The following is a 13,481-nucleotide window of genomic DNA, read 5'->3' as shown; positions in this document are numbered from 1 at the left end:
TGTAGGAAATATAAGCGTTTTCGATATCCGGGCCAATTTTTCGGATTCCTCTTGAGTAAGCATTCCTTTATTGTCAAGAATCCAATCAATGTTTTTGGAGACCTTAAGATTAATTAAATGAATTTCATCTGACAATGGAATTGAACTATACAATTTCCAATTCGGTTTGATCTGCTTACAGTCAATTTCAACATTAAATTTCATAATGAGTAGTTTCCAAAATCCTGACTCTTGATTTTTATTTTAAAATTTCGGCAATTCCCAGGGAGTTCTGTATGCTGGGGTAATCAATCCATTGGCTTTTTTACTGTTTGTGAAGATTTGCTTTTTATCATCCCAATCCAAAACAGGTTCATTTGTCCTTCCTGAGATATTTGGTATATGGGCATACAATGCAGCAATTCTGCCTGTTTCGGGTGGACAAATAGGAGTCTCCCTGGATTTTATGCAATCGATGAAATTTTTGACATGCAGGTTATGGGATTCACTTCCTTCTGTAAAATGGATAGCTTCAGCCTTTGCCTCCTTTTTGTCATTGTCCCATTCAGGATATACCTCGAAGGATTTTCTGTCAGCCACAATTGTTGCTTTTTCACCTATAAATGCGATACCATAGGGTTTCTCATATGGACCTTGCTGTATCCCTGCAGTCATATCCCAGTTAATTGTAAATTCTTCATTGGTATAGATGACGGACATAGTATCAAAAGTTTCCCTGCTTCTGACATCGTTGGAGGTATTGGTGGCAGAGGTAATTACTCTTGTGGGGGCTTTGGGATTTTGCATGGCCCAAATGCCCATGTCCAATAGGTGTACGCCCCAATCAGTCATTAAGCCTCCGCCATAATCCCAAAAATGCCTCCAACTTCCATGGAAGCGGTTAGGATTAAAAGGGCGCTTTGGCGCTGGGCCAAGCCAAAAATCGTAATCCACTCCTGAGGGGGCAAGGCTATCATTGGCCGGAACGGCACCTGTTCCATAATTGAAATTGGACCAAATATTTACTTTTCTGATTTTTCCAATCTCTCCGTTTTTAATCATTCGGATAGGCTCGCTAAAGGAATAGCCACTCCTTTGCTGTTGACCAACTTGAACTACACGCTTGTAATAAGCAGCCGCATCGACCATGATCTTGCTTTCACCGATTGAATTAGCTAAAGGTTTTTCGACATAGACATCTTTTCCTGCTTCACATGCAGCTACCATGATGAGACAATGCCAATGGTCAGGAGTGCCAATAATGATTGCATCTATATCTTTTTGTTCCAAAACTTCCCTGAAATCTTTGAATGGTTTTGGGTCCTGTCCAAAAGTTTCTTTGACTTCTTTGATCCTCTTAGAAAGTACATTTTCATCTACATCACAAATCGCTACACAATTCACTCCCGGCAAATTCAGATGGTGCCTCAAAATACTGAATCCATGGCCATTGCAACCAATCAGAGCCACATTGACTTGGTCGCTTGGTCTCACCGTTTTTGCCCAAACATTTGATGGGATCATGTTGAATAAGCCAAAGCCAACAGTGGTGGTAAGCGTTTTCTCAATAAATTTTCTTCTCGTCGGTTTCATGGGTTGTTATTTTAGGATTCTAAAAAAGGAAGAGATTTATTATTCTGAGTTGGATTTATTTTTCTGTTCAAATCGATGGTTTTTACTCAGAATTATGGATCCGATTATTCATCAAGGACCTTTTGGATTTTTTCAGCCATTTCTTTTAAAATCTCGGTTTTGTGAAAGATGTTGTCATGGTGTCCGGATACATGGACAACATGGACTTTTTCAACAAAAGGAACCCAACCGTAATATATTGGTTCTTTGACATAAAACCCTTGGGTTTTTGCGCGAAATAAATGAAGTGATCCATTGTATGGAACCAACCTATATCTCATTAATATATCGGCATTATTTTTTGCTACTCTATTAAGGACGCTTCGCGAATCGTCCAAAAATTTTGAATCAGGTTTCAACTTCAGCTTTACGAGCACTTTATCTCTTTTTCTTTTAAATGACCTTGTTTTCTTTTCCAAATAACCCTGTGGTTCATGCAAAACAAAGTTGATCTCATTGAGAATAATTTTTGATCGAAGTTGGATTTTCTCAAAAAGCGAAAGTTTCTCTTCAGAGTCGTAAGCAGATGTATCAAACAAAATGAGCTTTCCGACTTGTTTTCCCATTGAAAGAAGCTGCTTTGCCATTTCGTAAGCCACATATCCACCAAAGGAATAACCGGATATATTGTATGGTCCGTGTGGATTCTGATCGATCATTAGGGAAATGTAATAAGAAGCCATTTCTTCAAGGGACTTATTAGGAACCTCAATCCCATCCAAACCTTTTGGCTGAAATCCATAAATGGGCTGGTCGTCTTCTATATATTTTGCCAGACTATAATAAATTGAAACTGTCGATCCCACACCATGGACAATATACAAAGGGGGTTTGGTGCCAGTTGGTTTGATTGCCACAAGGGAATTCCAGCTTGCATGATTTTGGCTGCTGTTTTCTATTGCTTTCGCCAGTTCCCTTATATTCGGATGCTTGAAAAGTTGGTTAATGGCGAGTTTTGAACCAATTTCTTTTTCCAAAGCAGTAATCACTTTGACGGCAAGAAGTGAATGCCCCCCCATTTCAAAAAAATCAGATTCAATATCAATATCTTCTTTTTTTAAGGCACTGCACCAAACTTTTGATATTTTCTTTTCAAGATTGGTCAGTGGTCTTTTATTTTGATCTATGATCTCGACGGGTTGGGGTAGATTTTTTTTATCTATTTTATTATTGGCAGTCAGAGGAAGATGCTCCATCAAAACAATCTTACTAGGCACCATGTAGTTTGGTAATTTTTGCTGCAGTCCTTTTCTTATCTCGTAAACAAAATCCTCATCAATTAATGAATTTAGAGGTTCTTCACCTACCACATATCCAACCAATTGTTTTTGTCCAGGCACATCCTCCCTCAAAATCACAGCTGATTCTTTTACCCCGTCCAAGGTATTGATGGTGGATTCAATTTCTCCCAATTCTATTCGGTAACCCCTTATTTTGACCTGATCATCGATCCTTCCCAAATATTCAATATTGCCATCGGGCAGCCACCGGGCCAGATCACCTGTACGGTACATTTTGGCATCTTGGATTAAACTGAAAGGATTTTGGACAAATTTTTCTGAGGTGAGTTCAGGTTGGTTGAGATAGCCTCTGCTTAAGGTTTCGCCTGCAATACAAAGCTCTCCGGTGACATTTACCGGATTCAGTTGATTGTCTTTATTGATGATGTAAATTTTTGAATAATCAATCGGTTTCCCAATGGTGACTTTCTCGTGAGGTGATTGAATATCAGCGACTGAAGCCCAAACTGTGCATTCTGTAGGGCCGTATTCATTGTAAAGAGCAGCTTTTCCGGATTTTTCAAAATGAAGCTTCACCAAAGACCCATCTAGGTTTTCCCCTGCTACTATCACATTCTTCAGTTTTGAAGAAGCAAGCAAATCCTCTTCCAACAAAAAACGATAATAGGAAGGCACACAAAGGATAGCCTCTGTTTCCTGAAGGAGTTCTTTTATATGGTAGGGATCTTTGATTAACTCACTTTTGCATAAAATCAACTTTCCGCCGGTGGTCAAGGCGCCAAAGATTACAGCTACGGATGAATCAAAAGCAAATGAAGGAATCAGCAAAACTGACCCCAAATCGTTGTAGTAGGATTTTCTCGCTAAAGTGGAAGCAGACAAACTCCTGTGTTCTATCATTACCCCTTTCGGTTTTCCGGTGGAACCGGAAGTGTATATGATATAGGCCAAATGATTTTGTCGAATGTCTAATGGAATTAATTCTTGCGACATCTTTTCAATTACAGGCCAATCTTCATCTAGGATGATTAATTCCCCCAGACTTTGTATCCTGTTTTTTAAGTCAGATGTTGTAATTGCAAAATTTGCAAGGGTATCAGAAAAGACATACTCAATTCTTTCATCCGGATAGGTTGGGTCAACCGGCACGTATGCACCGCCAGCTTTTAATATTCCCAAAATGCCGATGATCATTTCAAGGGAACGATCAAGGCAAATCGGAACCAAGCTTTCAGGTTGGAGATTTTTCTTAAGAAGAAAGTTGGCAACCTGGTTGGACTTCTTATTTAATTCGCAATATGTGAGTTGCTTGCCCTCAAATTCTACCGCAAGGGCTTCAGGTGATTTTTCCACTTGCTCCCTAAACATATCCAGAATTGTTCTTTGATGGGGAAGAGCTTGAACATTGGAATTAAAAGATTCAATCAATTCTTTTTCTTCTGTGGTAGAAAGCATTTTTAAATTCCCAACTTCCTCATTTGGGTTTTCCAGGATTGATTTTAACAAATGAGTATAATGACCTACAAAGTGCGCTATCGTTTCATGTTTGTAAAGGTCTGTGTTGTATTCTGCAATCCCTTCTATTCCAGTGTCAGTCTCCGTAAGTTCAAAAGTCATGTCAAACTTTGAGGTAAAATGCTCATAAGTCTCTTCTGAAACTACGGCATCTTCCACGTAAACCTCGTTTTGTGAAACATTCTGTAAAACAAATAAAACCTGGAACAAAGGATTTCGGCTTAAATCTCGTTCTTGCCCAAGCGCTTCTACGACCATTTCAAACGGGACTTTTTGGTTTTCAAAAGCCTCAAGGGTGGTACTGCGGATATCTTTGAGGACATTAGAAAAGACCATGTTTCCCCCTATAATGGCTCTTAGTGCTAAGCTGTTGACAAAAAGTCCTGTTAAATCTTCTATTTCATGACTTTCCCTACCGGCAATAGGTGTTCCGACACAGATATCCTCCTGGCCGCTATACCGATAAAGTAGGGTATTAAATGCAGCAAGCAAAGTCATGAAAAGGGTGGACTGGTGATTTTTTCCTAACTCTTTCAATTGGGATACCAAAACACCTTCTATTTTAAAGCGGAAATTGTTGCCTCTCTTGCTTTGCATGGAAGGCCTGCTAAAATCCGTTGGAAGCTGAAGAGGGGCTACGTTTTTGAGTTTGTTTTTCCAGTAGTCGATCTTGTTTTGGAATGAATCACTGTTAAGGAAGTTTTTTTGCCAGATGGCATAGTCTATATACTGCAGGGGTAGTGGAGGCAGCGGTATGGTCTTTCCGTTGGTGATGGCTTGATAGCATTGGGAAAGTTCTTTTCTCAGGATGTTGACAGACCATCCGTCGGAGGCTATATGGTGGAGGGTGATGACAAGGCAATACTCGTTGGGGGCTAATGTGATGATACAGGCCCTCATCATGTGGTCCCGGGTGAGGTCGAAAGGTATCCTAATCAATCCGGTTATTTCATTGTCAAGGAGTTCGGGATCGGGTAACTCCATCCTGTCCAGCTTCCAGAGATCTTTGCCGAGTACGGTCTGGTAATCGTTGCCGTCTTTCTCCGTGATGACGGTCCTGAGGACTTCGTGGCGGTTGACAATGGTTTTCAGCGCTTCTTCAAGGGCAGGGATATCGAGCTTTCCCTGGATGCTGAGGATCAAGGGAATATGGTACTGTATACTTCCTTCGAGCAGGTGAATAAACCAGAGACTCTGTTGGTTATAGGATAGGGGAATGTTTTCAGGCCTTTCCACGGGATGCGGAACGGCACTGGAGAATTCCCCACTTCGGGAATGGATTATCAGGGCAAGCTGTGCAACAGTGGGTGCTGAGAACAGTTCACGGATCGAAAGATCTGCCCCCAATTCTTTTCTGACTGCCGCAACGGTACGCATTGCAAGAAGGGAATGTCCACCTATTGAAAAGAAATCATCATGAACGCCTACTCTGTCCAAACCGAGGATTCTCTGCCAGAGAGTAGCAAGCTTTTTTTCAAGTTCAGACCTTGGCTCGGTATAATTCGCAGTCACCATATCTTGGTTACCGACATCGGGAAGTGCTTTTCGGTCGATTTTCCCACTGAACGAGAGGGGGATTTTTTCGAGCTGTAACCAAAAAGCAGGCACCATGTATTCAGGCAGTTTTGACCTGAGGAATGCACTGACGGATTCTTTGTCGAAATTCCCGTCGCAGACCACATACCCCACGAGCCTTTTGTCACCCTGTCCGTTTTCTCTGGCCATAACCACGGCCTGCTTCACAGCGGGGTGGAGTAGCAGGACGGATTCGATTTCACCGAGCTCGATGCGGTATCCCCTGATCTTTACCTGGTCGTCCATCCTGCCAAGGTATTCGATGTTTCCGTCGGGAAGCCACCTGGCCAGATCACCTGTACGGTACATCCTGTCACCGGGGACATTGCTGAATGGGTCGGGAAGGAATTTTTGGGAGGTAAGTTCAGGCCTGTTGAGGTAACCACGCCCGACCCCTTTTCCCCCAATGCAGAGTTCACCGGGGATACCGACAGGGTTTAGGCTTCCGTCTGAGGACAGGATGTAGACAGCGGTATTGTCGATGGGTTTCCCGATGGCAACCTTTTGGCCGACCTCCATTTTTTTAAAGGTTGACCAGATGGTTGTTTCGGTTGGACCATACATGTTCCAAAGGGTGCCTAATCCCACGAGCGTATTTTTCAATTCCTCACCGAGGGCTTCTCCACCGACGAGCATTTTGATATTTTGAGGATTTTTCCAGCCTGAATTAAGAAGCATCTGCCAAGCCGAAGGAGTAGCCTGCATATGGGTAGGACGGACTTCTGCCAGTTTTTTGGATAGGCTGAAGCCGTCCATGGCAATTTCCCTGCTTACCAAAAAGACCTTTCCACCGTTGATAAGGGGAAGAAAAAGCTCAAGATAAAAGATGTCAAAACTATAGGTAGTGACTGAGAGTAAACCTGAGGAAGCGTCGAATTCTACGTTTTTCGACATACTTGTCAAGAAGTTTACCACATTCCGGTGTTCTATCATAACACCTTTTGGTCTTCCTGTAGAACCTGAGGTGTAGATGATGTAGGCAAGGTTATAGGGTAATGGTGAATTTAGGATTGCTTCAGAAGGCATCCTTAGGATTGACTCCATTTCTTTGTCTATGATAACACGGCTTATCTCACCATCGAAAATGTGTTCAGTTTTTGAAGAGCATATGACAAAATTCGCCTTGGTATCTTCAACCATATAATCAATCCTATCTTTGGGTAAGGCAGGATCGATGGGGACATAGGCTGCACTCGATTTAAGGATTCCAAAAATCCCAATGACCATCTCCAGAGAGCGGTCGATACAGATCGGAACAGGGTTTTCAGGCTGGAGGCCGGTTCTAGTCAGATAATGGGCCAGCTGATTGGATTGAACATCCAGATCCCGATAAGAAAGGTGTTTGCCTTCAAACTCAACTGCAACTGCATTTGGGGTTTTGATGACTTGGCTTGAAAATAGATCTAATATTGTTTTTCCTTTTGGTAGAGGTGAGTCAGTATCATTGAGGTCTTTAAGAATATAGGATTTTTCAAAACCTGATAATAACTCAAATTTCCCTATGGTATTGGTTGGATTTTCTCTGATAGATTCCAAAAGTTTAGCGAAATGGCCAGCCATCCTTTCCACTGTCTCTCGCCTGAAAAGTGCTTTGCTATATTCTATTACTCCTTCGACCTTTCCATTTGCCTCAGTAAGGTCAAAGCTCAAGTCAAACCTTGAAGTGAATTTATCTTGAATATCTTCCGACCAAGATAGTTCTTCTGAAGATCTATGATATTCAAGCACATTTTGAAGGGCAAAAAATACCTGAAATACCGGATTCCTGCTTAGATCCCTCTTGATTTCAAGCGATTCCACCATTTGCTCAAATGGAATTTCGCGGTTATCGAATGCATCCACAGTATTTGATTGAACTTGTTTCAGCAAGTCATCGAATCTCATTTTACCATCAACCCCAATGCGTAAAGGAATACTATTTACAAAAAAACCCATCATATTCTCAAACTCCTGATAATCCCTACCGGCAATAGGTGTTCCGACACAGATATCCTCCTGGCCGGTGTACCGGTACATCAACACTTTGAATGCTGAAATAAGCGTCATGAACAGTGTCGCATTGTATTGTAATCCTATTCTATTGAGATCGGATATCAATTCTTTGCTGATTGAAAACCGAACTGTTCCTCCCTCTCTGCTGATTTCAGCAGGCCTGCTAAAATCCGTTGGAAGCTGAAGAGGGGCTACGTTTTTGAGTTTGTTTTTCCAGTAGTCGATCTTGTTTTGGAATGAATCACTGTTAAGGAAGTTTTTTTGCCAGATGGCATAGTCTATATACTGCAGGGGTAGTGGAGGCAGCGGTATGGTCTTTCCGTTGGTGATGGCCTGATAGCATTGGGAAAGTTCTTTTCTCAGGATGTTGACAGACCATCCGTCGGAGGCTATATGGTGGAGGGTGATGACAAGGCAATACTCGTTGGGGGCTAATGTGATGATACAGGCCCTCATCATGTGGTCCCGGGTGAGGTCGAAAGGTATCCTAATCAATCCGGTTATTTCATTGTCAAGGAGTTCGGGATCGGGTAACTCCATCCTGTCCAGCTTCCAGAGATCTTTGCCGAGTACGGTCTGGTAATCGTTGCCGTCTTTCTCCGTGATGACGGTCCTGAGGACTTCGTGGCGGTTGACAATGGTTTTCAGCGCTTCTTCAAGGGCAGGGATATCGAGCTTTCCCTGGATGCTGAGGATCAAGGGAATATGGTACTGTATACTTCCTTCGAGCAGGTGAATAAACCAGAGACTCTGTTGGTTATAGGATAGGGGAATGTTTTCAGGCCTTTCCACGGGATGCGGAACGGCACTGGAGAATTCCCCACTTCGGGAATGGATTATCAGGGCAAGCTGTGCAACAGTGGGTGCTGAGAACAGTTCACGGATCGAAAGATCTGCCCCCAATTCTTTTCTGACTGCCGCAACGGTACGCATTGCAAGAAGGGAATGTCCACCTATTGAAAAGAAATCATCATGAACGCCTACTCTGTCCAAACCGAGGATTCTCTGCCAGAGAGTAGCAAGCTTTTTTTCAAGTTCAGACCTTGGCTCGGTATAATTCGCAGTCACCATATCTTGGTTACCGACATCGGGAAGTGCTTTTCGGTCGATTTTCCCACTGAACGAGAGGGGGATTTTTTCGAGCTGTAACCAAAAAGCAGGCACCATGTATTCAGGCAGTTTTGACCTGAGGAATGCACTGACGGATTCTTTGTCGAAATCCCCGTCGCAGACGACATATCCCACGAGCCTTTTGTCACCCTGTCCGTTTTCTCTGGCCATAACCACGGCCTGCTTCAAGGTGGGGTGTAGGAGCAGGACGGATTCGATTTCGCCGAGCTCGATGCGGTATCCCCGGATTTTAACCTGGTCGTCCATCCTTCCTAGGTATTCAATATTTCCGTCGGGAAGCCACTTGGCGAGGTCACCTGTACGGTACATCCTGCCACCGGGGACATTGCTGAATGGGTTGGGAAGGAATTTTTGGGAGGTAAGTTCAGGTCTGTTGAGGTAACCCCGTCCTACCCCTTTTCCCCCGATGCAGAGTTCACCGGGGATCCCGATAGGGTTTAGGCTTCCGTCTGAGGACAGGATGTAGACAGCGGTATTGTCGATGGGTTTCCCGATGGCAACCTTTTCACCAACTTCCATTTTTTTAAAGGTCGAAGTTATCGTAGTCTCAGTAGGACCATAAAGATTCCAAAGCTTTCCTGTTTGGGCCAATAGATTTTTTGTTTCTTCCCCGAGTGCCTCTCCACCTGTGGTCATAATAATTCCTTCAGGATTGTTCCATCCCGAGCTGAGAAGTAATTGCCATCCTGAAGGTGTAGCCTGCATGTGGGTAGGATGAACTTCTGCCAGTTTTTTGGAAAGTGAGAAGCCGTCCATTGCAATTTCTTTTTTCACCAAAAAAACACAGCCTCCGTTTATCAAGGGTACAAAAAGTTCCAAGCAGAATGCATCAAAAATAAAAGTAGTAACTGATAATTGTCTCGAGAAAGAATTGTACTCAACAATTTTTGTTAAGCTGATCGAAAAGTTAATAAGGTTTTGATGGTCGACCATTGCGCCCTTTGGCTTTCCTGTAGATCCTGAGGTGTAGATAATGTAGGCAAGGTTTTCGGGTGATAGAGGACCCGGGATTTTTTCAACAGGCAGGTTGTAAATGGCCTCCATTTCTTGATCCATGATCACCCGGTTTATCTCATTGCTGAAACTGTGCACAGTTTCTGAAGAGCAAACGACAAAACCCGCCTTGGTATCTTCGATTATATAATCGATCCTGTCCTTGGGGAAATCCGGATCGATGGGGACATAGGATCCGCCTGATTTGAGGATCCCAAAAATCCCTATGACCATTTCCAGAGAGCGGCCGATACAGATCGGCACAGGGCTTTCAATTTTAAGACCGTTTCTAGTCAGATAATGGGCCAGCTGATTGGATTTGATATCCAGTTCCTTGTATGAAAGCAATTTGCCTTCAAATTCAACTGCAATTGCATTTGGGGTTTTGATGACTTGGCTTTCAAATAAATTTAAGATTGTTTTGCCTTTTGGTAAAGGTGAGTGAGTATCATTAAAAGATTTCAGAAGCTGGAATTCTTCCTCTTTGGGAATAAGGTTTAAGAGATCAATGTTTTGGGAGGGATGGGAATGAATGGATTCAAGAAGTGTCACAAAATGGGAAACCATCCTATTTACGGTTTCATAGCTAAAGAACTCCTTGTCAAAGGTGATATGGCCCTCAATTTTTTCTTCATTTTCTACAAAGCCAAACAATAAAATTGAATTAAAATTTTCAAGGTTTATTTTGGATGATTGGTTAAGGCCTCCTATCTCAGTATTCTTTTGATAATCGAAAATGACAGGAAAAAGTAGACTCAAATCCTTTTCGTTCTTTTTTCCTAACAAAGAAATTATCTGATCAACAGAGATTTGATTATTGGAATTGGCTTCAATTAAATCGACTTCTAAGCTTTGAACAAACTCAACAAAATTTAGGCTGCAATCTATTTTGGTACGGATAGGAAGGAAATCCAAATATGGGCTTCCCCTATTTTCCGTGGCTGGATTGTCAAGACCTGTATCCTGTATGGTGGTGCCAATGCAAAAATCATTTTGACTACTGTATCTATAAAGTAAGACCTTTAATGCAGCTAACAGGACAATAGGTGGTGTTAAATTTGGTTTGGTAAATCCGACTATAATCTTATCGAGGTCAGCTTTGTCTATCGAAAAATCAAGGCTGTTATTTTCGTATCCTTTGACCAAAGATTTTGAAGGATCCTTTGGTAATTGTAATTCTTTAACTCCTTCTAGTTTTTTAAGCCAATAATCAGTGATGAATTGAAAGGAATTGGTCGCTGATTGGTTATTTGGCGATTTTGTTAATGGCATGATTTCTTTATTTTGGGTACTAAAAAAATAGTATAATTACGTGTAGAAAATCTAACACTTGAATTTTCATTTTACAACCTTTTCAACAAAAATTTGGTGAACCAAATTTTTGTTGATTTAAAATCAATTGATTTTGAGATATGTGTTAATTAACTTAAAAACCTTATTGTATCTTCACAATTCCAATTAAATAAATCCAAATGATAAAATTATGAAAAACACCAGAATCTATTTCTTTGCATTAACCTTGATGTTGTTTTTGGCAGCTACAGTGCAGTCTAATGCCCAACTTCAATCTCCTGCCGCCAGCCCTGCGGCCTTTGTATCTCAAAATGTTGGGTTTACCAAAATCAGCATTGATTATTCTTCCCCTGCTTTAAAAGGAAGAAAGATTTTTGGAGAAATCGAAAAGTACGGGGTAACCTGGAGAGCAGGTGCCAATGCAACTACCATCATTGAATTCAGTACAGGAGTAAGTGTAGGGGGTAAAAACCTACGTGCAGGAAAATATTCCATTTTCATCACACCAATGGCCTCAGGCGAGTGGACTGTTCACCTCAACGGTAAAGCCAATTCCGTTTTTACCTACATGAAAGATGGTAAAATCGACGAGGAAGCAATGGCAAAAGACGATGCAGTTGCCATCAAAGTAACTCCCGAAATGGCAGCGGATTCTCAGGAAAGACTTTCTTATGCCATCTCTGCTGAAAATAACAAAGTTGCCAAAGTGACCATGGCTTGGGATAAAGTGAGATTGTCATTTATGGTGGACACTCTAGTTGACCAAAAAATGGAAGGCTTCAAAGGATCTTTTTAACCCAGATCCGTCATTAGGTTTTTACAACCAAAGGCCAATTCATGAGTTCGGTAGAACTCCAAAGTCCTGTAAACCATTCAATCGCCTAAAAAAATAAAAAACCTCCATAAAGGAGGTTTTTTTATGCTCTTTTGGTTCACTTCTCTGTCCATTCTACTCCGGTATCTTTCCAACTTTTTGAGGCTGCAGAATCAAGAACAGCCTGACAGACTTTCTGGGTTTCGTAGGCGTCTTTGAAAGTCGGTGAGCAAGGTTTTCCGGTTTCCAAGCTATGGAAAAAATCCGCAGCATGATGGATAAATGAATGCTCATATCCGATACTCGTTCCGGGAATCCACCATCTTTTCATGTAAGGTTGCTCGCCTTCGGTGATGTGGATTTTTCTCCATCCCCTTACATGTGGATCATCCTTATGGTCAAAATATTCCAGCCAGTTCATGTCGTGTAAATCCCACCTGATCGAAGCGTGTTCCCCATTGATTTCGAAGGTATAAAGTGCCTTATGACCTCTTGCATACCTTGTGGCTTCAAAAAGCCCTAGAGATCCATTTCCAAAGTGGCAATGGAAAATGCAGGCATCATCAATGCCGACTTTTTGAACCTGTCCGCTTCCCTGATGAACCCTTTCTTTGACAAAAGTCTCGGTCATGGCTGATACATCCTTGATGCCGCCGTTAAGCCACATCGCAGTATCGATGCAATGTGCCAATAAGTCTCCGGTCACCCCCGAACCTGCAGCATCCACATCCAACCTCCAAAGTCCATCTCCGCCTTGGGGCAGTTCGGGATTGATCGTCCAGTCCTGAAGAAAATTGGCTCGGTAATGAAATATTTTTCCCAGTTTTCCCGAGTCTACGATTTGCTTGGCCAGTGTAACGGCAGGTACTTTCCTGTAATTGTACCAGACAGTATTGGGAACACCTGCTTTTTCTATGGCTTCGACCATTTTTTCACCTTCCTCCAAAGTTTTGGAAAGTGGTTTTTCACAAAGGATCATCTTTCCCGCCGCTGCCGCCGCTATGGCTATTTCTGCATGAAAAGCGTTGGGCGTACAAATATCCACCGCATCTATGTCGGCTCTCGCAATGATTTCCCTCCAGTCTGTCTCGTAGGAGGCATAGCCCCACTGTTCTGCAAAGGCTTTGACCTTATCTTCTCTCCTTGCACATACAGCCTGAAGAACAGGTTGGTATTGAAATTCTGGGAAAAAGTCAGGGATTCGCTTATAGGCGTTGGTATGGATTCTTCCCATCAGGCCCGTTCCTATTAGTCCGATTCTTATATGTTTTTTGTTCATGTGTTATTCTGGTTTTAAAATTCTATTTGAAAATTGA

Annotated in this window: 4 protein-coding genes; 1 reads left to right on the top strand and 3 read right to left on the bottom strand. The window is 42.2% G+C overall.

Annotation, left to right across the window (positions count from 1 at the left end):
• Positions 1–243: 243 nt before the first annotated feature.
• The gene (locus tag M3O96_RS19880; RefSeq protein ID WP_249723706.1) at positions 244–1,572 is read right to left on the bottom strand and encodes a Gfo/Idh/MocA family protein; all 1,329 of its coding nucleotides are present in this window, start codon (positions 1,570–1,572) and stop codon (positions 244–246) included.
• Between the two features lie 104 nt (positions 1,573–1,676).
• The gene (locus M3O96_RS19875) at positions 1,677–11,330 is read right to left on the bottom strand and encodes a non-ribosomal peptide synthetase (protein WP_249723705.1); all 9,654 of its coding nucleotides are present in this window, start codon (positions 11,328–11,330) and stop codon (positions 1,677–1,679) included.
• Positions 11,331–11,541: 211 nt separating this feature from the next.
• Between M3O96_RS19875 and M3O96_RS19870 the strand changes: the two genes are divergently transcribed.
• A complete protein-coding gene (locus M3O96_RS19870) occupies positions 11,542–12,147 on the top strand; it encodes a DUF2911 domain-containing protein (protein WP_249723698.1) in 606 nt (201 codons plus the stop codon).
• Positions 12,148–12,283: 136 nt separating this feature from the next.
• On the opposite strand, the gene M3O96_RS19865 is transcribed toward M3O96_RS19870, so the two are convergent.
• Positions 12,284–13,444, bottom strand: a complete 1,161-nt coding sequence (locus M3O96_RS19865) for a Gfo/Idh/MocA family protein (RefSeq protein ID WP_249723696.1) — start codon at positions 13,442–13,444, stop codon at positions 12,284–12,286.
• Positions 13,445–13,481: the final 37 nt, after the last annotated feature.

The sequence above is a fragment of the Aquiflexum sp. TKW24L genome (assembly GCF_023502205.1).
Lineage (GTDB): Bacteria > Bacteroidota > Bacteroidia > Cytophagales > Cyclobacteriaceae > Cognataquiflexum.
Note: the sequence above shows the minus strand (reverse complement) of the source record. Positions and strands in the feature narration are given on the sequence as shown.

What these genes read in the sequence shown, in the direction of transcription:
- M3O96_RS19880 (WP_249723706.1), bottom strand. Translation starts at nt 1,572, where the DNA reads ATGAAACCGACGAGAAGAAAATTTATTGAGAAAACGCTTACCACCACT.
- M3O96_RS19870 (WP_249723698.1), top strand. Translation starts at nt 11,542, where the DNA reads ATGAAAAACACCAGAATCTATTTCTTTGCATTAACCTTGATGTTGTTT.
- M3O96_RS19865 (WP_249723696.1), bottom strand. Translation starts at nt 13,444, where the DNA reads ATGAACAAAAAACATATAAGAATCGGACTAATAGGAACGGGCCTGATG.
- M3O96_RS19875 (WP_249723705.1), bottom strand. Translation starts at nt 11,330, where the DNA reads ATGCCATTAACAAAATCGCCAAATAACCAATCAGCGACCAATTCCTTT.